20 protein-coding genes are annotated in these 24,108 nt (G+C 62.9%); 11 read left to right on the top strand and 9 right to left on the bottom strand.

Annotation, left to right across the window (positions count from 1 at the left end):
* The first annotated feature begins 59 nt into the window (after positions 1-59).
* Positions 60-824 carry an exodeoxyribonuclease III gene (gene xth / locus LSO07_RS08545; protein ID WP_151093318.1) on the top strand — a complete coding sequence of 255 codons (765 nt, stop codon included), beginning with the start codon at positions 60-62 and terminating at the stop codon, positions 822-824.
* Here the strand turns inward: xth and LSO07_RS08540 are convergent.
* A complete protein-coding gene (locus LSO07_RS08540) occupies positions 821-4,483 on the bottom strand; it encodes a sensor domain-containing protein (RefSeq protein ID WP_151093315.1) in 3,663 nt (1,220 codons plus the stop codon). The two genes, xth and LSO07_RS08540, sit on opposite strands and share 4 nt — an antisense overlap.
* A gap of 211 nt (positions 4,484-4,694) precedes the next feature.
* On the opposite strand from LSO07_RS08540, the gene prpR reads away from it, so the two are divergent.
* The 5 genes from prpR to LSO07_RS08515 all read left to right on the top strand — a co-directional run bounded on the left by prpR (position 4,695) and on the right by LSO07_RS08515 (position 10,004).
* A complete protein-coding gene (gene prpR / locus LSO07_RS08535; protein WP_151093313.1) occupies positions 4,695-6,308 on the top strand; it encodes a propionate catabolism operon regulatory protein PrpR in 1,614 nt (537 codons plus the stop codon).
* A 25-nt stretch (positions 6,309-6,333) separates the two neighbouring features.
* Positions 6,334-7,272 (top strand): phytanoyl-CoA dioxygenase family protein, encoded by a 939-nt coding sequence (locus tag LSO07_RS08530; RefSeq protein WP_151093312.1) that lies wholly within the window; start codon positions 6,334-6,336, stop codon positions 7,270-7,272.
* A 90-nt stretch (positions 7,273-7,362) separates the two neighbouring features.
* Positions 7,363-8,235: an alpha/beta fold hydrolase gene (locus LSO07_RS08525; protein WP_151093310.1), complete on the top strand. Its 873-nt coding sequence runs from the start codon at positions 7,363-7,365 to the stop codon at positions 8,233-8,235.
* Between the two features lie 3 nt (positions 8,236-8,238).
* Complete coding sequence (locus tag LSO07_RS08520; RefSeq protein ID WP_151093308.1) at positions 8,239-9,288, top strand: sensor histidine kinase; 1,050 nt, start codon at positions 8,239-8,241, stop codon at positions 9,286-9,288.
* Complete coding sequence (locus tag LSO07_RS08515) at positions 9,285-10,004, top strand: LytR/AlgR family response regulator transcription factor (protein WP_151093306.1); 720 nt, start codon at positions 9,285-9,287, stop codon at positions 10,002-10,004. The genes LSO07_RS08520 and LSO07_RS08515 overlap by 4 nt, the downstream gene beginning before the upstream one ends.
* 5 nt (positions 10,005-10,009) lie before the next feature.
* Here LSO07_RS08515 and LSO07_RS08510 read toward each other — a convergent pair whose 3' ends face one another.
* The 3 genes from LSO07_RS08510 to clpS form a co-directional block, all read right to left on the bottom strand.
* Positions 10,010-13,363: a S41 family peptidase gene (locus tag LSO07_RS08510; RefSeq protein WP_225317220.1), complete on the bottom strand. Its 3,354-nt coding sequence runs from the start codon at positions 13,361-13,363 to the stop codon at positions 10,010-10,012.
* Positions 13,364-13,534: 171 nt separating this feature from the next.
* Positions 13,535-15,835 carry an ATP-dependent Clp protease ATP-binding subunit ClpA gene (gene clpA, locus LSO07_RS08505; RefSeq protein ID WP_034751575.1) on the bottom strand — a complete coding sequence of 767 codons (2,301 nt, stop codon included), beginning with the start codon at positions 15,833-15,835 and terminating at the stop codon, positions 13,535-13,537.
* Positions 15,832-16,134: an ATP-dependent Clp protease adapter ClpS gene (clpS, locus tag LSO07_RS08500; protein WP_034751577.1), complete on the bottom strand. Its 303-nt coding sequence runs from the start codon at positions 16,132-16,134 to the stop codon at positions 15,832-15,834. The genes clpA and clpS overlap by 4 nt, the downstream gene beginning before the upstream one ends.
* Before the next feature lie 321 nt (positions 16,135-16,455).
* On the opposite strand from clpS, the gene cspE reads away from it, so the two are divergent.
* Positions 16,456-16,659 carry a transcription antiterminator/RNA stability regulator CspE gene (gene cspE / locus LSO07_RS08495; RefSeq protein ID WP_010395943.1) on the top strand — a complete coding sequence of 68 codons (204 nt, stop codon included), beginning with the start codon at positions 16,456-16,458 and terminating at the stop codon, positions 16,657-16,659.
* Positions 16,660-16,746: 87 nt separating this feature from the next.
* On the opposite strand, the gene icd is transcribed toward cspE, so the two are convergent.
* On the bottom strand, positions 16,747-18,000 hold the full coding sequence (icd, locus tag LSO07_RS08490) for an NADP-dependent isocitrate dehydrogenase (protein WP_070253571.1): 1,254 nt from the start codon (positions 17,998-18,000) through the stop codon (positions 16,747-16,749).
* 290 nt (positions 18,001-18,290) lie between these two features.
* Here icd and LSO07_RS08485 point away from each other — a divergent pair, with 290 nt between their 5' ends.
* The 3 genes from LSO07_RS08485 (at position 18,291) to LSO07_RS08475 (ending at position 19,856) form a co-directional block, all read left to right on the top strand.
* Entirely contained in the window at positions 18,291-18,854 is a 564-nt protein-coding gene (locus LSO07_RS08485; RefSeq protein ID WP_034782188.1) for a pseudouridine synthase, read from the top strand.
* Positions 18,855-18,964: 110 nt separating this feature from the next.
* Positions 18,965-19,285, top strand: coding sequence for a hypothetical protein (locus LSO07_RS08480; RefSeq protein WP_180277064.1), 321 nt, complete (start codon positions 18,965-18,967; stop codon positions 19,283-19,285).
* Between the two features lie 127 nt (positions 19,286-19,412).
* Positions 19,413-19,856, top strand: coding sequence for a DUF192 domain-containing protein (locus tag LSO07_RS08475; RefSeq protein WP_151093302.1), 444 nt, complete (start codon positions 19,413-19,415; stop codon positions 19,854-19,856).
* 162 nt (positions 19,857-20,018) lie between these two features.
* On the opposite strand, the gene rpsT is transcribed toward LSO07_RS08475, so the two are convergent.
* Complete coding sequence (gene rpsT / locus LSO07_RS08470) at positions 20,019-20,285, bottom strand: 30S ribosomal protein S20 (RefSeq protein WP_010395935.1); 267 nt, start codon at positions 20,283-20,285, stop codon at positions 20,019-20,021.
* 308 nt (positions 20,286-20,593) lie between these two features.
* Here rpsT and murJ point away from each other — a divergent pair, with 308 nt between their 5' ends.
* A complete protein-coding gene (gene murJ / locus LSO07_RS08465; RefSeq protein WP_034782184.1) occupies positions 20,594-22,141 on the top strand; it encodes a murein biosynthesis integral membrane protein MurJ in 1,548 nt (515 codons plus the stop codon).
* Between the two features lie 179 nt (positions 22,142-22,320).
* Here murJ and LSO07_RS08460 read toward each other — a convergent pair whose 3' ends face one another.
* The 3 genes from LSO07_RS08460 to LSO07_RS08450 all read right to left on the bottom strand — a co-directional run bounded on the left by LSO07_RS08460 (position 22,321) and on the right by LSO07_RS08450 (position 24,108).
* A complete protein-coding gene (locus LSO07_RS08460; protein ID WP_151093300.1) occupies positions 22,321-22,818 on the bottom strand; it encodes an FxDxF family PEP-CTERM protein in 498 nt (165 codons plus the stop codon).
* 241 nt (positions 22,819-23,059) lie between these two features.
* The gene (locus LSO07_RS08455; protein WP_151093298.1) at positions 23,060-23,710 is read right to left on the bottom strand and encodes a type II secretion system protein; all 651 of its coding nucleotides are present in this window, start codon (positions 23,708-23,710) and stop codon (positions 23,060-23,062) included.
* Between the two features lie 5 nt (positions 23,711-23,715).
* Positions 23,716-24,108 carry a type II secretion system protein gene (locus tag LSO07_RS08450; RefSeq protein WP_034782179.1) on the bottom strand — a complete coding sequence of 131 codons (393 nt, stop codon included), beginning with the start codon at positions 24,106-24,108 and terminating at the stop codon, positions 23,716-23,718.

The raw sequence follows: 24,108 nt of genomic DNA, 5'->3' as shown, positions 1-24,108 counted from the left end.
CGTTTTTCACAAGATACGAAGCCTTGAAACCCGCATAAAACATGACTGAAAATCAAATAATGAAAATAGCCACCTGGAACGTCAACTCGCTCAAAGTGCGCCTGCCGCAAGTGCTGCAGTGGCTGACAGACAACCCGGTCGACATACTCTGCCTGCAAGAGACCAAACTGACGGACGACAAGTTCCCCGTCGCCGAGATCGAGGCGGCCGGCTACCAGGTGGTCTTCAGCGGCCAGAAAACGTATAACGGCGTGGCCATCCTGTCGAAGCTGCCGATCACCGACGTGGTGAAGAACAACCCGCGCTATGAAGATGCGCAGCAGCGCATCCTGGCCGCCACCATCGGTGGCGTGCGCGTCGTCTGCGCCTACGTGCCGAACGGCCAGAGCGTCGACTCGGACAAGTACGAATACAAGCTGGGCTGGCTGGCCGCCCTGCACGACTGGCTGGCCGAAGAAGCGCAGCAGCACCCGCAACTGGCCGTCGTCGGCGACTACAATATCGCGCCCGACGACCGCGACGTGCACGACCCTGTCGCCTGGGAAGGCCAGGTACTGGTGTCGGACAAGGAACGCGCCGCCCTGCAGCGCCTGTTCGACATCGGCCTGACGGATGCCTTCCGCCTGTTCGAGCAGGCGGACAAATCGTTCAGCTGGTGGGATTACCGCCAGCTGGGCTTCCGCCTGAACAAGGGCCTGCGCATCGACCACATCCTGCTCTCGCCCGCCCTCGCCGCCCGCTGCACGGCGTGCGTCATCGACCGCGTACCGCGCAAGTGGGAACAGCCGTCCGACCATGCGCCAGTCGTGGCGACGATTGACTAGCTAACGGCTATCCGCTCCAGCAAGGCCTGCGCGTTCACGGCAGGCACTGGCGCGGAAAACAGATAGCCCTGCGCATAGCGGCAGCCGTTCGCCTGCAGCAGGGCGAACTGCTCTTCCGTCTCCACGCCCTCGGCCACGGCCGACAATTGCAGGCTGTCGGCCAGCGCGATGATGGCCGCCACGATGGCGCGGTCTTCCCCGCTGTGCTCCAGGTCCTTGATGAAGGCGCGGTCGATCTTGACCTTCTTCACGGGGAAGCGCTTCAGGTAGGCCAGGCTGGAATAGCCGGTGCCGAAATCGTCGATCGACAGGCGCAAGCCCATGCCATTGATCTGCCGCAAAATCTCCAGCGTATGCTCGCCGTGCTGCATCAGCGCCGTCTCGGTGATCTCGAATTCCAGCAGCGCCGGGTCGATGCCCGTTTCCCGCACCACGGCGCCAATCGCCGCCACCAGGCCTTTGTGCATGAACTGGCGCGGCGACAGATTCACCGCCAAGGGCACGGGCTGCAAGCCCTGGCGCTGCCAGGCCATGCTTTGCTCGCAGGCCTGGCGCATCACCCATTCGCCCACCGGCACGATCAGGCCGTTTTCCTCCATGATGGGAATGAAGCGGTCCGGCAGCACCAGGCCGTGGCTCGGGCGGCGCCAGCGCAGCAGCACTTCCATGCCGTGCAGCCGGCGCGTGGCGATATCGATGACGGGCTGGTAAAACAGTTCGAACTGCTGCAGCGCCAGCGCCGTGCGCAAGCTGCTTTCCAGGTCGAAGTGCAAGGCCGCCGCCTGGTTCATCGTCTGCGTGAAGAACTGGTAGTTATTGCGGCCATTACCCTTGGCGTGGTACATGGCCGCATCGGCATGGCGCATCAGGGCGTCGACGTCGCCGCCATCGTCCGGATACAGGCAGATGCCGATCGACGGCGTCACGTGCAGCACATGGCCGTCGAGCGGAAAGGCGGGTGTCAGCGCTTCGATGATCTTCTCGGCCACGCGCGCCGCTTCGTCGCTGCCGCGGATGCCCGGCACCAGCACGACGAATTCGTCGCCGCCCAGGCGCGCCACCGTGTCGCTGGCGCGCACGGCGCCGCACAGCCGGGCGGCCACTTCCTTGAGCAGCAGGTCGCCCGTCATGTGGCCCAGCGAATCGTTGATGGTCTTGAAGCGGTCCAGGTCGATGAACATCACGGCCAGCTTGCGCCCGGAACGCTGCGAGGCCAGCATGGCCCGTTCCAGCCGGTCCGACAGCAACGCGCGGTTCGGCAAGCCTGTCAGGTTGTCGTGATAGGCCATGTGGTGCACCCGCGCCTCGGCCTGGCGCCGCTCGACGATCTCGCCCTGCAACAGCAGGTTGGCGCCGGCCAGTTCGGCCGTGCGTTCCTGCACGCGCAATTCCAGCTCGTCGCGCGCGCGGCGCACCGCCTCGGCCGCCTCGCGGCGCGCCGTCACGTCATCGACCAGCCACACGGAACGGCCATGCGCATGCGCCAGGTCGAACGGCCGGCCGGACAGGCGCGCCCAGAAGCGGCTGCCATCCTTGCGCACCAGCTGGTATTCCGACATGTGCACGCGTCCCGCATCGAAATCGCGCGCCGTGTCGCCGCGCGCCTCCTTCCACGCGGCCATGTCCGGATACAGGGCCTGCACCGACAGGCCGTTAATTTCACCCGGTCCATAGCCGAACAACTCTTCCATCTTGCTGTTGGCACGCAAATTGTAGCCGCCCTCTATCACCGAGATGCCCAGCACGGCGCTGTCCAGGATGGCCTGGTTTTCCAGCAGCGCGTTGCGCAGGGATTCTTCGGCGCGCTTGGCTTCCGTGCGGTCCTCGATGATCCAGATGGTGCCGGCGGCGGGATCGTCCGGATTGACGACATAGGCGATCAGCTGCGCCCACAAGGTGCTGCCGTCGCGGCGCATCATTTCCACTTCCGTCTGGAAGGGCTTGGCCACGGACAGGAAGGGGAAGGCCGCCGCGCCCAGCAGCTCGTACGATTGCTGCGACACGTACAGCGCGCGCCCGGGCAAGCCCAGCGCCTCGTCGCCGCTATAGCCGAACATCGCGGCAAAGCCCAGGTTATAGCGCGTGATCAGGCGGTTCTTGGTATACAGGATGCTCACCGAGGCATTCGTCATGATGGCCGCCACTTCCATCTGCGTCTGGCGGCTGGCCGTGATGTCTTCCAGTATCCAGATGGCGCCCTGCTCGCTGTGCGTCTGGTCGACGGCCTTGGCGCGGATGCGGCACCAGAACAGGCTGCCGTCGCGGCGGCGGAACAGCGATTCATCCTGCTCGTATGGCAAGCCCTGCCCCAGCAGCGGCGTGGCCTGCACGCCAAACTCCTCGTAGGCGGCGGGCGAAGGAAACAGTTCGGCGGCGGGCAGGCCCGTCATCTCCGCCTGCGCGTAGCCGAACATTTCGGCGAAACGGGGATTGCAGCGAAGGATCAGGCGCGAACGGGAAAACAGGATGCCGACGGAGGCATTGTCGAGGATAGCCTGCTGCTCGAGCATCAGCTGGCGCGTCGCCTCCTCGGCTGCCTTCTGCGCGCTGCGGTCATCGAACAGCCAGATCGTGTCGCGCAGCGCGCGGTCGGACTGGCTCTCGGGATTCAGGACATAGCCATACGCCAGGGCCCAGAACGTGGAGCCGTCGCGGCGGCGCATCTCCATCTCGCCCTGGAACGGCAAGCCGCGCCGCAGCAGCGGTGCGGCCTGGCGCACGACATTGTCATACGCCGCGCGCGACGGATACAGGTCGGCGACGGCCAGGCCCACGCCGCTGTCGCCGTCAAAACCGAAGCATTCGGCGAAGCGCCGGTTATAGCGCAGCACGCCCTTGTCGCGCTGAAAACCGATGGCCAAGGGCGCGTTATCCATCACCGCCTGCATTTCCAGCATGGCGCGCCGCAGCTGGTCTTCATCGCGCCGGTGGTCGCTGATGTCTTCGATAATCCAGACCGTGCCGTCATGCGTATTGAGGGGATCGACGGCGCGCCCGTGCAGGCGGCTCCAGAACAGGGTGCCATCCTGGCGCCGCAATTCCAGCTCCGTGCGGTAGGGCTTGCCCTTCGACAGCAGCGGCGCCGCTTCCAGCCCCAGGGCGCGGCAATGCTCGGCGGAGCGGTACAGCACCGCGCCCGGCATGCCAGTCAACTGGTGGCGCGCGTAGCCGAGCATCTCGGCGGCGCGGATATTGCACTCCTCGATGAAGCCGCCTTTGGAAAAGACGATGCCGACGGCCGCGCTTTCCAGGATCGCCTGCTGCTCGAGCAAGGTCTTGCGCAAGGCTTGCTGGTCGCGCTGCTGCACGCTGATGTCGGCAAACACGAGGGTCGCACCGGGCAGGCCATCGTCCACCAGCAGGGGCCGCGACCAGACCTGCACGGCGATGGCGCCCGCCTCCCCTTCCAGGCTGCTGTCCCAGTGCCGCTCGCGCCCGGCCGCGCCAAGCGTGCCGCGCAGCATGCTGGTGCTCGACGCGCGGTAGGCGTCCGTAAAGCAGTCGGCCAGCAGCCGGCCCGCCATATCCCGACCCAGCAGGGCCTGCAAGGCGCCATTCGCGGCCACCACCATGCCGCAGGCATCGCAGGCGCAGGCCGGCAAGGCGATCAGTTGCAAGGCATCGGCGATGAAATCGGGACTGGTCGGTACGCGGTTCATGGACACCATGGGATGGTTAAGGACAAGATAAACATGCGCCTGGGCAAATATTCTTCCAAGCATCATGGTGCTGCTAGATCATAAACCAGTTTCCCGGGGTTTTTTCATATTCCTTATTGGCAATATCTGAAACACCACAGACCACTTGCAACACGCCCGTTGCAACGCCGTTGCATGGCTGAAAAATGAAACAAATCGTTTAGAATAAAGCATGCGCCGCCCTCCCCAACCTCCGCTCGACCACCGCGACAAACCCGTCATCTGGACCGTCTCCGTCTCGCGCCTGTTCGACCTGTTCCGCGACATCACGCTCGAATACGACGACCTGGCGACGATTGAACCGATCAACCTGGGCTTCGACGACGCCGTGCGCCACATCCGCGAACGCATGGCCACGGAGCGCTGCGACGCCGTCATCGCGGCCGGTTCGAACGGCGCCTACCTGAAAGGCAGGCTGTCGGTACCCGTCATCATCGCCAAGGCCAGCGGCTACGACGTGATGCAGGCGCTGGCGCGCGCGCGGCGCATCTCGCCGCACATCGGCGTCGTCACCTACCAGGACCCGATGCCGGAACTGGCCGAATTTGCCGCCACCTTCGGCTTCCAGATCTTTCAGCGCACCTATGCCACCGAGGAAGACGCGCGCGCGCAGATCAATGAACTGAAGGCGGCCGGGGTCAAAGCCGTCGTCGGCGCGGGCCTCGTCACCGACCTGGCCGAAGAGGCGGGACTGGCCGCCGTCTTCGTGTATTCGGCCACGGCCATCCGGCGCGCCTTCGACGATGCGCTGGAACTGGCGCGCCTGACCCAGATCGAATCGAACCGGGGACGCCGCACGGTAGTGGCCGACACCCTGCGCGCGCGGCACGGCCTGCACGATCTGCGCGGCGAATCGGAAGCGATGGAAGCGCTGCGCCAGTCGGTGGTGCTGTATGCGCGCTCGCCGGCAACGGTGCTGATCCAGGGAGAAACGGGCAGCGGCAAGGAACTGGTGGCACAGGCGATCCACCGCGAAAGCCCGCGCAGCCTGGGCGCGAACCGCCCCTTCATCGCCATCAACTGCGGCGCCATCGCCGAATCCCTGCTGGAATCGGAACTATTCGGCCACGAGGATGGGGCCTTCACGGGCGCCCGCAGGGGCGGCCATGCGGGCCTGTTCGAGGCGGCCAACCACGGCACCCTGTTCCTCGACGAAATCGGCGAAATGCCGCTGGCCCTGCAAACGCGATTGCTGCGCGTGCTGGAAGAGCGCGAAGTGGTGCGCGTGGGCGGCACGCGGCCCATCGCCATCAATGTGCGCATCATCAGCGCCACGCATTGCGACCTGGAACAGCGCATCCGCGAAGGACGCTTCCGCGCCGACCTGTTCTACCGTCTGGCCGTGCTGCGCCTGCATTTGCCCGCCTTGCGCGAACGCGCCAGCGACATTCCCGGCCTGGCCGAGTGGTCGCTGAAAAATGCGCTGGCCGCGCTGGGCGCCCGTCCGCACCCCAACCTGCATGCGGAAATCCAGGCTTGCGCGCCGCTGCTGCGCCGCTACGACTGGCCCGGCAACGTGCGCGAACTGCGCAACCTGGCCGAGCGCCTGGCCCTGTTCCTGGCCGCCGAACCGCTGCAGGCGCTGACGCCCGCCTTCGTGCTGGGCGTGGCGCCGGAACTGGCCAATGCTGCCGGCACGCCGGCGCCGGCCGCCGCCATCGCGCCGCGCCCGGAAGACGAAAGCGCCAGCGCCGTGCTGGCGCGCTTTGGCGGACGCCGCGACGCCGCCGCCCACTACCTCGGCATCAGCCGCACCACCCTGTGGCGCCGCCTGCGCACCGGCTGATTTCTTCAACCAGACAAAAGACACCATGGACGACTGGCCTCACTTGCACGAATTATGGCAACGCTGCACGGGACACGGCGGCGCGGCCGGCAGCCAGGGACTGGCGCGCGACCACCGCGACATCAAGGCGCTGTATGCGCGCGGCATTTCCATGGAAGACGCCATGCAGTTCCTGTTCCAGCAACGCCCTACGCTGGAAGCCTTCCAGGCGTGGCTGGCTGGCCGCACGCGCATCCGCCCGGCGCACGCCGCCAGCGCGCATCAGGACGTGCTGTCGGCCGCCGAACTGCGCCATTTCGATGAGCACGGCTACCTGGTGCTGCGCGGCGCCGTACCGCGCGCGCAGTGCGTCGCCGCACAAACGGCGATATGGGAATACCTGGGCGCCAGCCCCGATGATATGGCATCGTGGTACCGGCCGCACCCGGGCAAGCGGGGCCTGATGCTGCAGTTTTCCGACCATCCGGCCCTCGAGGAAAACCGCCACTGCGCGCACGTACGCCACGCCTGTCAGCAGCTATATGACACCGGCATCGGCGCCGGCACCGGCATCTACGCCAGCATCGACAAGGTGAGCTTCAATCCGCCGGAAACGCCGCAGCATCGTTTCCTTGGCAGCGCCCTGCACTGGGACGTCAGCCTGCAACAGCCGGTTCCCTTCAAGCTGCAAGGCATGCTGTACCTGAGCGACTGTCCGGCGCAGCACGGCGCCTTTCACTGCGTGCCCGGCTTCCAGCACCACATGGCCGGCTGGCTGCGGCAAGTACCGCCGGGCCGCCAGCCGCGCGAATGGGCCGTCGAGGACTTGCGGCCCGTGCCCGTCGAAGGCATGGCCGGCGATTTCATCATCTGGCACCAGGCCCTGCCCCATTGCGCCACGCCCAACCGCGGCCCGGCGCCGCGCATGGTGCAGTACCTGACCTACCTCCCGGAGCACTGCCAGGACCAGGATGCTTGGATCTGAACCACTCATCCCGCCCTGGCGCCGCTCATCCCGCAGCACTGGCCGCGCGCTCCCGGCGCCGCTAGCATGGTCGTCAAGGAGGAGTACCCCATGAAACGAACACTGCAAACATGCATCCTGCTCGCCGGCGTGCTGCTGGCAGGCGCCAGCCAGGCCGCCGCGCCCGCGGCATTCAAGGTCGAGGTCACAGGACAAGGCCGTTCCCTGGTCCTGATTCCCGGCCTGGCGTCTTCCGGCGAAGTCTGGCAAGGCACGGTGGCGCGCCTGTGCGGCCCGCAAGCCGCACGCCAATGCCACGTGCTGACACTGGCCGGCTTTGCCGGCGTGGCGCCCATCGAGGGCGACTTGCTGGCGCAGGCCGAGCAACAACTGGCCGACTACATCGGCACCCAAAAACTGGGCCAGCCGGCCATCATCGGGCATAGCCTGGGCGGCTTCCTGGCGTTGAAAATGGCCATCGACCATCCTGACCAAACGGGCAAGCTGGTGATCGTCGACTCGCTGCCGGCGCTGGGCGCGACGCAGCTGCCCTCCATCACGCCGCCGCAGCTGCAAGCCATGGCTGCGCAGATGCAATCGGCCATGCGCGCGCAGGATGGGACCACCTACGCCGCCAGCCAGCGCCGCACGGTAAGCAGCATGGCCAGCGCGCCGGCCGACGTGGAGCGCATCATCGGCTGGGGCCAGCGCTCGGACCGCGAGACGGTGATCAAGGCCATGGGCACCCTGGTGGCCAGCGACCTGCGCCAGGACGTGGCGAAAATAAAATCGCCAACCCTGGTGCTGGGTACCTGGATCGCCTACAAGGACTATGCGCCGCGCGCCGCCATCGAAGCGACCTTCCAGCAGCAGTATGCCCAGCTGCCCGGCGTAAAAGTCGCGCTGGCCGACACGGCACGCCACTTCATCATGTACGACCAGCCGGACTGGATGCAGGCGCGCATCGAACAGTTCCTGGACTAGGCGATGAACGCACCCTTGCATCGGCCGCCGCTGCTGGCCAGGATCAACTGGTACTGGACCTTCCAGCTGGCCGGCTGGGGCGCGCTCACCCTGTTCAACAGCGTGTATGGCGGCTCCACGCAGCTGCGCATCGTCGTGACGATTGCCAGCTGGGGCTCGCTGGGCGGGCTGCTGCTGTCGCACCTGTGGCATGGCGTCCTGCGCCGGCGCGGCTGGGCGGCGAACGGCTTGCGCTGGCAGCGCATCGTGCCGTCGCTGATCGTGCTGGCCGCCATCCAGACGGCCAGCGTGACGGCCGCTTTCCACGTCATGTATCCGCCGGATACCATCCGCGGCATCGCCTGGCTGCCCGGCGCGCTGCTGTTCTGGTTCGGGGTATTCCTGACCTGGACGGTGTTCTACTTCACCACGCTGTCGCTGCGCCGCGCCAGCCGTTTCGAGGCCGAGGCGCTGCGCCTGGAAGTGCTGGCCAAGGATGCCCAGTTGCGTGCCCTGCAGGCGCAAGTCAATCCGCATTTTTTCTTCAACAGCCTCAATAGCGTGCGCGCGCTGATCTTCGAAGACCGCGAAGCGGCCGCGCACATGATCGACCAGCTGGCCAACCTGATGCGCCATGCGCTGCAGTCCAGCCAGCACGCTACCGTGCCGCTGGCGGCAGAACTGGAGGCCGTGCGCGCCTACCTGGCCATCGAACAGAGTCGCTTCGAGGAACGCCTGCGCGTCAGCTTCGACATCCCCCCCGGCCTGGAGCTCGTGCGCGTGCCGCCCATGGCCCTGCAAACGCTGGTGGAAAATGCCGTCAAATATGGCGTCGAAGCGAGTGCCGATGGCGGCGACATCCGCATCGCGGCGCGGCGCGGCGCTGGCATGGATACGCTGCAGATCGAGGTCGCCAACACGGGCAGGCTGCGCAGCGCGTCCGGCTCCACCGGCATCGGCCTGCGCAATGCGCGCCAGCGCCTGCAGCTGGCCTGCGGCGAGCGCGCCAGCCTGGAACTGTGCGAACAGGCGGGCTGGGTATACGCCACCATCCACTTGCCGGAGCTGGCATGAACGGCCAGCCGCTCAAGATACTGCTGGTCGATGACGAGCGCCTGGCGCGCGCCGAGCTGCGGCGCCTGCTGGCGCCGCATGTGCAGCAAGGTGCCGTGGAAATCGTGGGCGAGGCGGCCAGCGCGGCCGACGCCATCACGCAGATCTCCAAACTGCGCCCCGACCTGCTGCTGCTCGACGTACAGATGCCGGGCGGCTCCGGCTTCGACCTGCTGGCCGCTCTGGACGATGCGCCCGACGTCATCTTTTGCACGGCCTTCGACCAGTACGCGCTGCAGGCGTTCGAGGTCAGCGCCCTCGACTACCTGCAAAAACCCGTGCAGGCGGCGCGCCTGGCCACGGCGCTGGCGCGTGCCGGCGCACGGGCGCAAGCCGTGCCGCCGCCCGCGCCGCGCAAGGTCTTCATCAAGGATGGAGAACGCTGCTGGTTTGTGGCGTTTGACGATATCCGCCTGCTGGAATCGGAAGGCAACTACACGCGCGCGCATTTCGGCGAACAGCGTCCGCTGATGCTGCGCACCCTGAACCAGCTGGAAGAAAAACTCGGTCCCGCCCTGTTCCTGCGCGCCAACCGGCGCCAGATCGTCAACCTGGCGCAGGTGGCGCAGCTGTCACCGAACGGCGCCGATGGCCTCGACCTGCACCTGCTGGATGGCAGCGTGGTCGAGGTGTCACGCCGCCGCGCGCAACAGTTCAAGGCCGCCTGCGGCCTGTAGCGGGGCTATTTCAGCGCGGGGATCGGCTGCGCCTGGAATGCGGGGCGCGGCTGCTCCTTGAGCTTTTTCGCCAGCATGTCCAGCGCCACTTCCAGCTGGCGGTCGGCGCCATTGAAGGTGGCGTGCGGCGGGTTTTCCACCTCCACGTCCGGCACCACGCCCACGCCTTCGATCAGCCACTGGCCATCGATGCCGAACTGGCCGTTTTCCGCCACGCGCGCCATGCCGTTATCCGCCAGGCGCGTATTGTCGCTGAGCCAGACGCCGGCGCCGGCCGTGCGCTTGCCCACCAGCGGCGCCAGGCCCAGGGCCTTGACGCCGGCGGCAAAGGTCTCGCCATCGGAATACGTGAGTTCATCGACCAGCACCACCAGGTGGCCGCGGAAGGTGTTCTGCATGTTCGACGATGGCTGCACGCCCGGCGGCGCCCAGTAGGCCCAGGCCTTGCGCAGCAGTTTTTCAATGATCCAGCTGTCGATATTGCCGCCGTTATTGCGCCGTACGTCGATGATCAGACCTTCGCGGTTGATGTTGGCGTAAAAATCGCGCGCGAACGAGGCGATGTCATTCGGGCCCATGGCGCGCAGGTGCAGGTAGCCGATGCGCCCCTGCGAAGCGGCCGCCACCTGCTCGGCGCGGCTCAATTCCCAGTCGCCATAGCGCAGCGCCGTCTGTTTCGCCATGTTGACGGGCGTGACGATGACGGCGCGCGGCGCGCCCTTGCCATTCCCCCGTTTGACCTGCAACAAGACCTGCTTGTCGGCCTGGTTCAGCAGCAGGTCGCTGATATCGCGCGCGGCCAGCACGTCCTTGCCGTTGACGGCCGTGATCACGTCGCCCGCCTTCACATCCACGTCGGGGCGCGACAGCGGCGCGCGCGCCGAGGGCAATTCCGCTTCGCTGCGGTAGACATGCTCGACCCGGTAACCGTCGTTTGTCCGCGCCAGCACGGCGCCCAGGCCCGCAGGCGTGCCTTCCTGCTCCGTGCGGCGCAATTCGCCGGGACGGATCTGCGAATGCAGCGCGCCCACTTCGGCCACCATCATGCCGAGTAGATCATTGAGTTCGGCGCGGTCCGTGACCCGCTCGACCAGCGGCGCATATTTGTCGCGCGCCGCCTTCCAGTTCACGCCGCGCATCTTCGCGTCGTACAGGAAGTCGCGGTGCAAGCGCCAGGCATCGTTGAACATCTGCTTCCATTCCAGGCGCGGATTCGACACAAACGTCCAGTCGTCAACCTTGACCTTGGCTTTCGACAGGTCGGACGGCAGCTTGGCGCCCGCCTCGATCACCAGCATCTCGCCCGGGCCGGTGGCGGCCGCCGTGCGGTAGTACAAATGCTTTTTATCCTGCGCCAGGTCGAATTCGCGCACGTTGGCCACCAGCAGTTCCGGCTTGGAACCGGTATTGCCAATCGCCAAAGTCTTCAGGCTGGACTTGTTCTCGCCGCTGTCCCGTTCGAGGAAATACAGGCGCTTGTCATCGGCGGCCAGCGCGCTGTAATTGCCCGCCGCCAGCGGCACTTCATACAGGCGCTCGGCCAGGCCCTGGCTGACGATGGCCGGCAAGGCGGCCGGCGCCTTTTTCACGGCCGCCTTGCCGCCGGCCTTTTCCAGTGCCTTTTCCGCCGCCTGCTCGGCCGCCTTCTCATCGTCCGTCTCGGCCGGCTTGACGCCAGGGCGGCTCAGTTCATCGTCGGGCTGGAACGGGAAACGGTTGCCCGGCTGCAGCGCCAGCGCATACACGCCGATGCGCTTGTCGAATACGGGGCCCATGTTGCGGTCGCCCCACGGCGAACCATTGGCCAGCTGGAAATTACGCGCCGACATGAAGTACAACCATCGCCCGTCGGGCGAGAACACGGGTGAACCGGAGGTATAGCGGTCGCTGGTGACGAACTGCAGCTGTTTCGACGCGAGGTTGTACAGGCCGATCTGCTCGCGCTGCTCATTGCTGGCCACGCGCACGATGGCCAAGTTGCGGCTGTCGGGCGACCATTGCACTTCGTCGTGCTTGTCCACGCCCGCCTTGCCCGCGTCGTCGATCAGCTGATTGCCCCTGGTCGCCAGGTCCAGCAGCCAGAAGCGGCCCTTCTTGTCCGTGTGGGCCAGCCAGCGCCCGTCCGGCGACGGGTACAGTTTCCAGCGGTGGTTATCTCCCTGCGTCGTCAGCTGCTCGCCCTTGCCCGAGCCATCGGCGGCGTACTTCCAGATTTCATTCTCTCCGCTCGTGTCGACGATGGCGAAGACGGATTTTTCGTCGCTGGAAAAGACGGCGTCGCGCGCCCGCGCCCCTTCGGGAATGGCGATATCGACGCGGCGCATGCTGCCCGTGCCGGCGATGCTGACGCGTCCGCGAGCCGTCAGGATGATGCGCTCATCCTTGCCGGACAGCTGCACATTGCTCAAGGTGTCCAGCGGCGAGCGGATCTGGCGCGCGCGCTGCTGGTCGAAGTCGGATACGAGGCTGATCGGCAATGGCGATGAGTCCGTCCCTGCCGCCAGGTCCAGCACCTGCAGGTCCGCGCCCAATTGATACACAATCTTGCCGTCGCCCAAGGAAGCATTACGCACGTCCCATTGCTTGTGCGCCGTCAATGCGCGGCGGTCGGAACCGTCCGGCAGCATGCTCCACAGATTGTCGCTGCCGCCCGCGTCGCTAATATAGTAAACGCGGCCCTGCCACCACATGGGACGCTTGTTGTTGCCAGCCAATACGGCAGGTTCCGCATGTATGCGCACGGCCTCGCCCTTGCCGCCCAGCTCATAGCGCCACAGGGTGGCATGCGCGCCGCCCCGGTAATTGCGCACATTGTCGTTGGTCATGGCCAGGCCGAAACGCGTGAAAAACAGCGTCTTGCCCGCATCGTCGAGCACGGCGTCGTTGGCATCGGCCACGGGAAACACGCGGCGCGTCTGTTTCACGGGGTCGATGGCGGCGACGATGCGGCGCGAAGCGGGACCATCCGTGTTTTGCGTGCTGACCAGCACCTCGCCCTGCGCCGTCCAGCCCAGGACCAGCACGCCGCCATTGTCATACGAAATACGCCGCGGCAAGCCGCCTGCCAGCGGCATCACATACGCTTCCTGCGCCCCTTCATAGGCGGCGGAAAAGGCAATCCATTGGCCATCGTGCGAAATCGCCGCGTTCGTTTCATAGCCGGGATGCGTGGTCAGGCGTTGCGCGGCGCCACCGCGCACGCTGCTTTTCCACAAGTCGCCTTCGGCGGTAAACACCACGGTATCGCCGCGCACGGCGGGAAAGCGGAAATAGCTGCTGGCAGGAGAAGAGGCAGCGGTGGCGTTGCCCAGCAGGCCGGCGGACAACAGGAGCAAGCTAAGATTGCGGGAAATTTTCATATGAGCATCCAGATAGCGGTCAGGTGGCATGGACATCATGTCGATACCGGACAGCAATTCTGGCATAACTATGACCAAAGAAAACCTTCTTAAAACCTTCTTTATTGCCCACAAAAACGTAAAAAAACCCGCGCCACTTGCGTGGGCGGGTTTTTATTGACAGCAGGAAGCTTATTCCACTTCCACCGTTTCCGGCGCAGCCGTCGGCGCCGCATCTGGCGGTTCCGGGAATTCCAGCAAGACCTGGTCCTTGTCGTCGAGGTCGACCGTGACCCGTCCGCCCGTCACCAGGCGGCCGAACAACAGTTCGTCGGCCAGGGCCTTGCGGATCATGTCCTGGATCAAACGCGCCATCGGGCGCGCGCCCATCAGCGGATCGAATCCTTTCTTGCCGAGGAAGGCACGCAGCTTCTCGGTAAACACGGCTTCGACCTTTTTCTCGTGCAGCTGCTCTTCCAGTTGCATCAGGAACTTGTCGACCACGCGCAGGATGATTTCCTGGTCCAGCGCGCGGAAGCTGATGGTCGCGTCGATACGGTTGCGGAACTCCGGCGTAAACATGCGCTTGATGTCGGCCATCTCGTCGCCAGCCTGCTTCGAATTCGTGAAGCCGATCGACGTCTTTTGCAAGCTTTCCGCGCCCGCATTCGTCGTCATGATGATGATCACGTTGCGGAAATCGGCTTTGCGGCCATTGTTGTCCGTCAAGGTACCGTGATCCATCACTTGCAGCAGGATATTGAAAATGTCCGGATGGGCTTTTTCAATTTCATCGAGCAGCAAGACCGCATGCGGCTTCTTGGTGATCGCTTCCGTCAGCAAGCCGCCCTGGTCGAAACCAACGTAGCCCGGTGGCGCGCCGATCAAACGGCTGACGGCGTGGCGTTCCATGTATTCCGACATGTCGAAACGGATCAGCTCGATACCGAGGATGAAGGCCAGCTGTTTCGCCACCTCGGTCTTGCCCACGCCCGTCGGACCGGAGAACAGGAAGGAACCGATCGGCTTGTCTGTCTTGCCCAGGCCGGCACGAGCCATCTTGATGGCCGACGCCAGCGCGTCGATGGCGGGATCTTGCCCGAACACGACATTGCGCAAGTCGCGGTCGATCGTCTGCAGCTTGCTGCGGTCGTCCTGGTTGACCGTTTGCGGCGGAATGCGCGCGATCTTGGCGATGATGTCCTCGATCTCGGCCTTGCCGATGGTTTTCTTCTGTTTCGACTTCGGCAGGATGCGCTGTGCCGCGCCCGCTTCATCGATGACGTCGATCGCCTTGTCGGGCAGATGGCGGTCGTTGATGAAGCGCGCCGCCAGTTCGGCCGCCGTCGACAGGGCCGAGGCCGAGTATTTCACGCCATGGTGCTCTTCGAAGCGCGATTTCAAGCCGCGCAGGATCTGCACGGTTTGCTCGACGGTAGGCTCGTTGACGTCCACTTTCTGGAAACGGCGGGAGAGCGCATGGTCTTTCTCGAACACGCCGCGGAATTCCGTGTACGTGGTCGCGCCGATGCACTTCAATTGACCGTTGGCGAGTGCCGGTTTCAACAGGTTGGACGCGTCCAGCGTGCCGCCCGACGCCGAGCCCGCACCGATGATGGTGTGGATTTCGTCGATGAACAGTATGCCGTTCGGATTGTCCTTCAATTGCTTGAGCACGGCTTTCAGGCGCTGTTCGAAGTCACCGCGGTATTTGGTACCGGCCAGCAAGGCACCCATGTCCAGCGAATACACGACGGCATTCTGCAGGATTTCCGGCACATCGCTTTGCGTGATGCGGTAAGCGAGGCCTTCGGCGATGGCCGTCTTGCCCACGCCCGCCTCGCCGACCAGCAGCGGATTGTTCTTGCGGCGGCGGCACAGGATCTGGATCACGCGGTCGACTTCTTCCTCGCGCCCGATCAGCGGGTCGATCTTGCCTTCGGCAGCGGCCTTGTTCAGGTTTTGCGTGAACTGGTCGAGCGGGCTTTCCTTCGGCTGGCCATCGACAGGCGCTTCTTCCACCCCTTCGGAGGCTTTCGCGCTTTCCGTCGACTGGTCCTTGCGCACGCCGTGCGAAATGAAATTGACCACGTCCAGGCGCGTCACGCCCTGCTGGTGCAGGTAGTAGACCGCATGCGAATCCTTTTCGCCGAAGATGGCCACCAGCACATTGGCGCCCGTGACTTCCTTCTTGCCATTCGAGGCGGACTGGACATGCATGATGGCGCGCTGGATCACGCGCTGGAAACCAAGCGTCGGCTGGGTGTCGACTTCGCCCGTGCCAGGCACGGTCGGCGTGTTATCGCCGATGAAATTGGTGAGGGTCTTGCGCAGGTCTTCTATATTGACCGCGCAGGCACGCAACACCTCGGCAGCGGAGGGATTGTCCAGCAGTGCCAGCAGTAAATGCTCAACCGTGATGAATTCGTGCCGTGCCTGCCGAGCTTCGACAAACGCCATGTGCAAACTTACTTCTAATTCCTGCGCAATCATACTTCCTCCATCACGCACTGCAGGGGATGCCCCGCCTTGCGCGCATGCGTTAAAACGAACTCCACTTTGGTACACGCTATATCTTTAGAGAACACGCCGCACACTCCTTTGCCGTAGCGATGAACACTGAGCATGATTTGCGTCGCCGTTTCACGGTCCTTGTTGAAATACTCCTGAATGATGGCCACCACAAATTCCATCGGGGTGTAGTCGTCATTGAGCAAGGCTACCTGGTAGAGCGGTGGCGGCTTCAGCACTTGCCGCTCCAGCAGGGTTTCTGTGTCGTGCTTGGTTGCCATACGCTTATTCTAATGCTTTCACAGTGGTTGTCATGCGCAATATCTACGCCTTTCCAATTGTTTTCAATCTTACGCGTTTTCTTAATACTGCGCAGATGGCGACCTTGCCGTCAAAATCAAGAGTTGCTTTTTTGGTTGTCGTGAAGAATTTGGCAATATCGATGGAAAAGCGCTTGACTTCATTATTTATTCCGCCAACAATGCTGTATCGACTGTTGCAGTAATGTACAGCTTGATAAGAAGTGAGACGTCGAGGAGGGGGCAAGAAGCTTCTTGCTTTTATGGCTCGTGTGATTTGTTTTAATTTTGAAAGTTCTTTTTATGGCAACAGGTACAGTTAAGTGGTTCAATGATTCCAAAGGTTTTGGCTTCATCACTCCAGATGATGGCGGCGAAGATTTGTTTGCTCATTTCTCCGCAATCAACATGAACGGTTTCAAGACCCTCAAAGAAGGTCAAAAAGTTCAATTCGAAGTCACGCAAGGCCCTAAAGGCAAGCAAGCTTCCAACATCCAAGCAGCCTAAGCATCGCCGGCCCTCAGATGTGAAAAACCCCGTCTCCTGACGGGGTTTTTTTTCGTCCGCAGGGTGCGCGGCACCCTGCCCCTCCAGTTACATGTGCTCGATCATCACTTCGCCGAAGCCGGAGCACGACACTTGCGTGGCGCCTTCCATCAGGCGGGCAAAGTCATAGGTGACGCGTTTCGAGGCGATCGATTTTTGCATCGAAGAAATCACCAGGTCGGCCGCTTCCAGCCAGCCCATGTGGCGCAGCATCATTTCCGCCGACAAAATCAACGAACCGGGGTTCACGTAATCCTTGCCCGCATACTTGGGCGCCGTGCCGTGCGTCGCTTCGAACATGGCGACGGAGTCGGACAGGTTGGCGCCCGGCGCGATGCCGATGCCGCCCACTTGCGCCGCCAGCGCGTCGGAAATGTAATCGCCGTTCAAATTCAGGGTGGCGATGACGCTGTATTCGGCCGGACGCAGCAAGATCTGTTGCAGGAACGCGTCAGCGATGGAGTCCTTGACGATGATGTCGCGGCCCGTCTTCGGATTCTTGAACTTGCACCATGGGCCGCCATCGATCAGCTCGGCGCCAAATTCCTTTTGCGCCAGCGCATACGCCCAGTCGCGGAAGCCGCCTTCCGTGTACTTCATGATGTTGCCTTTATGCACAATCGTCACGGATGGCTTGTCATTGTCGATCGCATACTGAATGGCCTTGCGCACCAGGCGCTGCGTGCCTTCGATGGACACGGGCTTGATGCCCAGGCCCGACGTGGCCGGGAAGCGGATTTTCGTCACGCCCATTTCATTGACGAGGAAATCCATCAATTTCTTGGCCTCGGGGGAGCCTTGCTGGTATTCGATGCCGGCGTAGATATCTTCCGAGTTTTCGCGGAAAATCACCATGTCCGTCTTTTCCGGCTCTTTCACGGGCGATGGCACGCCCGTAAAGTAGCGCACGGGGCGCAGGCAGACGTACAGATCGAGCTGCTGGCGCAGGGCCACGTTCAGCGAGCGGATGCCGCCGCCGACGGGCGTGGTCAGCGGGCCCTTGATGGAGACCACGTAATCTTTCAGCACTTGCAAGGTTTCTTCCGGCAGCCACACGTCGGGGCCGTACACATTCGTCGATTTTTCGCCCGCATAGATTTCCATCCAGCTGATCTTGCGCGCGCCGCCGTAGGCCTTGGCCACGGCGGCATCGATCACCTTGATCATGACCGGGCTGATATCGATGCCCGTGCCATCGCCTTCAATGAAGGGAACGATGGGATTATCTGGTACATTCAGCGAAAAATCGGCGTTGACGGTGATTTTTTGGCCGTCAGCAGGTACAGTGATATGTTGATACATCGTGATCTCCGAAGTGGGACACACCGCTGGCGGGCAACGCAGGCCGGCGACGCGCTCTGCGGTTGCAGAGTTTACAAAAACAAGTGCGAACATGGCGGCAACAACGCACTTTAGCAGGGAAAGAACACCCGGGCCATCTGCGGCGCCAAAGAATCTCAATGCCATACCGTCCATGTCTTCTATAAGACATAAGACTAACATCCATATTATGCACCAGTATCCTACAGGGCGCCACGCTTTTGCGGCGCCAACCAGCAGCCACCATCGCTTACATCAATTCCTCTACCAGCATGCCACTCATCCTCTTCAATAAACCATTCCAGGTCCTGTGCCAATTCTCGCCACAGGATGGCCGCGCCACCCTGGCCGACCATCTGAGCATCCCCGGCATCTACCCGGCCGGCCGGCTCGACGCCGACAGCGAAGGCTTGCTGCTGCTGACGGACGACGGCCGCCTGCAGCACGAAATCAGCCACCCGGACCGCAAGGAAGCGAAAACCTACCTGGTGCAGGTCGATGGCGTGCCCGATGCGGCCAGCCTGGCGCGCCTGCAGGCGCCGCTGGACCTGGGCGACTTCATCACCAAGCCATGCAAGGCCGTGCGCATCGCCGAGCCGGACTGGCTGTGGCCGCGCAATCCGCCCATCCGCGCACGCGCCGACAAGCCGACCTCATGGCTGGCAATCACCTTGAAAGAAGGAAAGAACCGGCAAGTGCGGCGCATGACGGCCGCCGTCGGCCTGCCCACCCTGCGCTTGGTGCGCAGCGCCATCGGCCCGTTCTCGCTGGCCAGCCATCCCTTGCTGCCCGGAGAATGGTGCGAGGTGCCGGCCGAGAACATTGGGAAAACGTGAGCCGGACAAGAAAAAACGCCTTCCGTACCGAATTTTGCCAATAAGCACTATTTATTTTTAGATAATGCATTAAAATCATCTGACCTCAACATGACCGAAAAGGAAAGATGATGACAAAAGTAATACTGGCCCTGGCCGCTTCCCTGCTTGCCGGCGCCGCACTGGCGCAATCGGGCGCCCAGGTGCATGCTTCCGCCGCGACCGATGCCGTCAAGCCGCCGCCCGCATCGGCTGCCAGCCATGCCTCGGCCGCCACCGACGCCACCAAGCCGGTGCCGCCGGCATCGGCCACCGTCAACGCTTCGGCCGCGACGGATGCGGCGCGCTCAGGTGCATCGACCAAGGCCTCGGCCGCAACGGATGCGCCGCGCCTGATTCCCCAGGCGCGCAAGACCAAGCAGCCGGCCGCTGAAGGCAAGCCCGTGAAATAAACGCGGTTCCCGGGGTTACGGCAGCATGTTGCTGTAACCCCACGCTTTCGGCGCGGCCAGGCAGCACGCTTGACCAGGCAGCCACCAGCATGGCTTAATCGCCGCTTCGCAGCCACCGTCCCGCCCCATGAAAAATTCCCTACGCCGTCTCAGCCTGTCGATCGCCCTGCTGGCGTGCGCCAGCATTGCTCAAGCGCAGACAAAGAGCTTGCAACTGTCGGCTGGCATGCATTTGATCCAGGCAGAAGTGGCCGCCACGGAAGAGCAGCGCGAACAGGGTTTGATGTACCGTGAAAAGATGCCGGCCAATGCGGGCATGCTGTTCGTCTTTGGCAACCCATCGACGCAATGCATGTGGATGAAGAACACGCCGCTGCCCCTGTCCGTGGCCTTTATCGATGCCGGCGGCAAGATCGTCAATATCGAAGACATGCAGCCGCACACGCTCGACAGCCATTGCTCCACCAGGACCGTGCCCGTGCGCTATGCGCTGGAAATGAACCTGGGCTGGTTCAAGCAAAAGAATATCAAGCCGGGCATGAACATCGGCAACTTGCCGGCGGCGCGCTAGGCCGGCGCGGCCGCGGCCTGCCGCTGGCGGACGCGGCCGCAAAAAATCCTGAAAAAACGCGAAAAAACCCGCCAGAATGAATCTGCGGGTTTTTGCTTTTCAACCAGTGCCAGCGTACCGGCACAGACAAGGCCACCATGGTGGCTTGCCTGCTGGCGAATATTAAGCGGACAGTGCTTTCAAAGCAGCTGCCAGACGGCTCTTATGGCGAGCTGCCTTGTTTTTGTGGATGATCTTCTTGTCAGCGATACGGTCGATGGTCGACACGGATGCTTGGAAGATTGCAGCAGCAGCTGCCTTGTCGCCGCCCTGGATCGCTTTGCGAGCAGCTTTGATAGCCGTGCGCAAGGTCGAACGTTGGGACGAATTGTGTGCGTTTTGCTTAACTGCTTGACGAGCGCGTTTGCGCGCTTGTGCGGTATTTGCCATGGAATTTCCTAAAACAGGGTCAAAGTGCGTTTGCAAACATTAGTGTTTGCCAACCGGTGCGTTCTGTGCGTCTGCCGAACCATGTGTGCCAAACCAGTGCCTGTCAAACATTAGTGTCTGCGTAACAGAATTCTGTACAGCCTTCGATTATAGCGATATTTTCAAGCGGGGGCAAATCAAAAAACCGGGTATCGCGGTAAAAACACCTGAAAATGGGCCTGGCAAGGGCGAATCGGCGGCGCTTGTTACCCGCTTGTTACCATATTTTAACCGTTTGCCAGTACCGCGCCCGGCTATAATCTGGCCCCATGAACTTGCTTAAAACCCTCGCCGCCATTTCCAGCATGACCATGCTGTCCCGTGTAACCGGATTATTGCGCGAAAGCCTGTTCGCGCGCGCCTTTGGCGCCGGCGCCTACACGGACGCCTTCATTGTTGCCTTCCGCATCCCCAACCTGTTGCGCCGCCTGTTTGCCGAGGGAGCCTTCTCGCAAGCCTTCGTGCCGATCTTGTCTGAATACAAGAACCAGCATGGCCAGGAAGCCAGCAAGCAACTGGCCGACCATGTGGCCACCACCCTCGTCTGGGCCACCTTGCTCGTGTCCGCCATCGGCATCGTCGGCGCGCCGTGGTTCGTCTACGCCATCGCCACGGGCCTGTCCAAGGACCCGGGCGCTTTTGACGCGGCCGTGTGGATGACGCGCTTGATGTTCCCTTATATTACTTGCATGTCCTTCGTGGCCCTGGCCGGCGGCATCTTGAACACCTGGCGCGAATTCAAGATTCCCGCGTTCACGCCGGTGCTGCTGAACCTGTCGTTCATCGCCGCCTCGCTGTTCCTCGCACCCCATCTGGAGCAGCCGATCTATGCCATGGCCATTGCCGTGTTCGCCGGCGGCCTGCTGCAGGTGGCCATCCAGATCCCTGCGCTGATCAAGATCGGCATGCTGCCGCGCCTGTCGATCAACCCCGCCATCGGCCTGTCCGACGGCGGCGTGCGCCGCGTGCTGAAAAAGATGGGGCCGGCCGTGTTTGCCGTCTCGGCAGCGCAGATCAGCCTGATGATCAACACGAGCATCGCCTCGCGCCTGGCCGAGGGCAGCATTTCCTGGCTGTCCTATGCGGACCGCCTGATGGAGTTTCCCACCGCCATGCTGGGCGTGGCCCTGGGCACCATCTTGCTGCCCAGCCTGTCGAAGGCGAATGTGGATGGCGACAAGACGGAATACTCGGCCCTGCTGGACTGGGGCTTGCGCCTGACTTTCCTGCTGGCCCTGCCCGCCGCCGTCGGCATGGCGACCCTGGCCACGCCGCTGATCGCCACCCTCTTCCACTACGGCAAGTTCACGGCCGAATCCGTGACCATGTCGACGCAGCCGCTGGTGGCCTACAGCCTGGGCCTGATCGGCATCATCCTCGTGAAAACCCTGGCGCCCGCCTTCTATGCGCGCCAGGACATCCGCACGCCCGTGAAAATCGCCATCGGCGTGCTGATCGCCACGCAACTGATGAATCTGCTGTTCGTGCCCTACATTGCCGTGGCTGGCCTGGCCCTGTCGATCGGCCTGGGCGCCTGCCTGAACGCCAGTTTCCTGTACTGGGGCTTGCGCAAGCGCGGCATCTACCAGCCGAAGCCGGGCTGGGCCAAGTTTTTCCTGCGCCTGCTGCCGGCACTCATCGTGATGGGCGGCGTGGCATATGTTGGCGCCATGCGCATCGACTGGATCGCCATGCAAGCCCATCCGCTGCTGCGGGCCGGCGCGCTGGCCCTGGTGGTGGCCGTGTGCGGCGTGGCGTACTTTGCCACTTTGTTCCTGGTTGGCTTCCGCTTCCGCGACTTCAAGCGCCACGCGTGACAAGCTGTGCAGGACGCTGTTGCCGACGTCTCGCCGTACTGGCGTACTGTCTTCGACTTGGCGCCTGGTCCTGCGCAGCTTGTCCGGATTGTGCAGGACGTTGTTGCGGCGTCTCGCCATACTGACGAAAGACGAAAAAAAACCCGCCGAAGCGGGTTTTTTTTCATTGCAGCGAAAGCTTAGGCAGCTTTCTTGGCGCGGCGGCGGGCCACGGCGCCAACCAGTACCAGGCCGCCCAGCAGCATGCCATAGGTTTCTGGCTCTGGTACTGGCAGGGCCGACACGGAACCCAGGTAAGCGGCATTTTTCAGACCCGTCAGGCCCGTCACATGCACCGTGTACGAACCGGCGGCCAGCTGGCCATCCCAGCTCAGGCTCTGGATACCAGCGGCGCTGGTGTTGGTCAGGTTGCCGTAACCCAGCAAAGTGGCCGAGAAATCCTTGATCGCGCCTTCAACCACGGAGAACGTTTGCAGTGCGCCAAACGACGTCGACGATGGGGTGACCAGCTTGAAGGTCCAGAAGTCGTCAACTGCCGAGTTAGCGGCAAACTTGGTGGTAATGGCCGACAGGGTATCGGAACCGGTTGGATCCAGGATGCCCAGGTCGTACGTTGCTGCCGATGCGCTGAACGATGCTGCTGCCAGAATGCCTGCAGCGATAAATTTCAATTTCATAGTTTATCCCTTAAAAAGTAATTTATGGCTGCAATGCGCAGGCCACCAATAGTTTTAGTACCGGAAGTACTAGACAGGATGGTAGCATAATCACATCAAATTACTTATAAATATTTTATCGAAGTTTCATTTGGCATAACTATTTTCGAAATGAACTATTTGCCACTATCTATGAATTTCTATGGAAAAATAGTTACCGGGGCATACATCTAATTTTTCCCATGTTTAACGGTGAAAACGCCTATTCGGCAAGGTTTTCAACGGGACTTTGCGGTTCAGGCGGCTCAACTGGCTCAGGTGGCGCCTGTTCTTGCGATGGAGTAACAGGGCGGGAAAACAACGGTGGTGGCGGCAAGGCGGGCATGATGCCGACCTCATCACCCGCCGGAACAGTTGCCGGTCCCGCAGGCGGCACGGATGACAGCCGTGCATCGACCATGAAGTGCCACTCCGAGAAATGCGCCCTGCCTTCGAAGCCCGCAAACCGGGCCTCGAAATTGCCAACCTTTAAAGGCGCCGCCTGCGACAGGCTGTGTACGCCGATGATGCCCTGGCTGCCGGGCTGGTACAGCAAGCCCCACTCGGCGCGTCCCGTGATGGGGTCCACATACAGCTTGCGCAAATGGCGGCGCACTTGCGGAAAGCGGGGGTCGCGCAGCAAGGCCGCCAAGGTCGGAGGTTGCTGCGGCTGGCCGGCCGGCGTAGCGGCCGCATAGCTGTAGAGGGCATCTGAAAACTGCGCGCCGATGTCGAGCAACTCCTGCTCGGTCGCCTGGCGCTGCAGCAAGGAACCCATCTTCAGTCCGGCCGCCCCCACGAGGCCCAGGATAGCCACCAGGATGATCAGGCCCAGGTAGGTAAAACCACGCTGACGGCGCGCAGGACGGTGCATGGCCGCTACCAGTCGGCAAACGGCGTGCCGCTGCGGTCCTTGCCGGGCGCGCCGCTTTTCACGTCATACACCTGGCCCGGCGTGTCGTCGGGAGGCGGCACGATGAGCCAGCTGCTGTCGCTATCGGTGATGGGATCGATGGGCATGGCCCGCAAATATTTCTTTTCCACCAGCTGCTCCAGCGTATCGGGATAGCGCCCCGTATCGCCGTGGAACTGGTCGATGGTCGCGCGCAGGTTGCGCAAGTTGTCCGCCAACACGGTTTCCTTCGCCTTGTCCAGGCTGGGAAAGTAGCGGGGCACGGCCAAGGTCAGCAGCAGCGCCACGATGCCGAGCACCACCAGCAACTCGATCAGGGTAAAGCCGCGCCTGCGGTGTGGGATATTTTCAGCAGCCAT

It is taken from the genome of Janthinobacterium sp. PLB04, from assembly GCF_021165895.1.
GTDB classification, from domain to species: domain Bacteria; phylum Pseudomonadota; class Gammaproteobacteria; order Burkholderiales; family Burkholderiaceae_D; genus Janthinobacterium; species Janthinobacterium lividum.
Note: the sequence above shows the minus strand (reverse complement) of the source record. Positions and strands in the feature narration are given on the sequence as shown.

Excerpts from the sequence above, each read along its gene's own strand:
- xth (WP_151093318.1), top strand. The coding sequence starts at position 60 with ATGAAAATAGCCACCTGGAACGTCAACTCGCTCAAAGTGCGCCTGCCG.
- LSO07_RS08540 (WP_151093315.1), bottom strand. The coding sequence starts at position 4,483 with ATGAACCGCGTACCGACCAGTCCCGATTTCATCGCCGATGCCTTGCAA.
- prpR (WP_151093313.1), top strand. The coding sequence starts at position 4,695 with ATGCGCCGCCCTCCCCAACCTCCGCTCGACCACCGCGACAAACCCGTC.
- LSO07_RS08530 (WP_151093312.1), top strand. The coding sequence starts at position 6,334 with ATGGACGACTGGCCTCACTTGCACGAATTATGGCAACGCTGCACGGGA.
- LSO07_RS08525 (WP_151093310.1), top strand. The coding sequence starts at position 7,363 with ATGAAACGAACACTGCAAACATGCATCCTGCTCGCCGGCGTGCTGCTG.
- LSO07_RS08520 (WP_151093308.1), top strand. The coding sequence starts at position 8,239 with ATGAACGCACCCTTGCATCGGCCGCCGCTGCTGGCCAGGATCAACTGG.
- LSO07_RS08515 (WP_151093306.1), top strand. The coding sequence starts at position 9,285 with ATGAACGGCCAGCCGCTCAAGATACTGCTGGTCGATGACGAGCGCCTG.
- LSO07_RS08510 (WP_225317220.1), bottom strand. The coding sequence starts at position 13,363 with ATGAAAATTTCCCGCAATCTTAGCTTGCTCCTGTTGTCCGCCGGCCTG.
- clpA (WP_034751575.1), bottom strand. The coding sequence starts at position 15,835 with ATGATTGCGCAGGAATTAGAAGTAAGTTTGCACATGGCGTTTGTCGAA.
- clpS (WP_034751577.1), bottom strand. The coding sequence starts at position 16,134 with ATGGCAACCAAGCACGACACAGAAACCCTGCTGGAGCGGCAAGTGCTG.
- cspE (WP_010395943.1), top strand. The coding sequence starts at position 16,456 with ATGGCAACAGGTACAGTTAAGTGGTTCAATGATTCCAAAGGTTTTGGC.
- icd (WP_070253571.1), bottom strand. The coding sequence starts at position 18,000 with ATGTATCAACATATCACTGTACCTGCTGACGGCCAAAAAATCACCGTC.
- LSO07_RS08485 (WP_034782188.1), top strand. The coding sequence starts at position 18,291 with ATGCCACTCATCCTCTTCAATAAACCATTCCAGGTCCTGTGCCAATTC.
- LSO07_RS08480 (WP_180277064.1), top strand. The coding sequence starts at position 18,965 with ATGACAAAAGTAATACTGGCCCTGGCCGCTTCCCTGCTTGCCGGCGCC.
- LSO07_RS08475 (WP_151093302.1), top strand. The coding sequence starts at position 19,413 with ATGAAAAATTCCCTACGCCGTCTCAGCCTGTCGATCGCCCTGCTGGCG.
- rpsT (WP_010395935.1), bottom strand. The coding sequence starts at position 20,285 with ATGGCAAATACCGCACAAGCGCGCAAACGCGCTCGTCAAGCAGTTAAG.
- murJ (WP_034782184.1), top strand. The coding sequence starts at position 20,594 with ATGAACTTGCTTAAAACCCTCGCCGCCATTTCCAGCATGACCATGCTG.
- LSO07_RS08460 (WP_151093300.1), bottom strand. The coding sequence starts at position 22,818 with ATGAAATTGAAATTTATCGCTGCAGGCATTCTGGCAGCAGCATCGTTC.
- LSO07_RS08455 (WP_151093298.1), bottom strand. The coding sequence starts at position 23,710 with ATGCACCGTCCTGCGCGCCGTCAGCGTGGTTTTACCTACCTGGGCCTG.
- LSO07_RS08450 (WP_034782179.1), bottom strand. The coding sequence starts at position 24,108 with ATGGCTGCTGAAAATATCCCACACCGCAGGCGCGGCTTTACCCTGATC.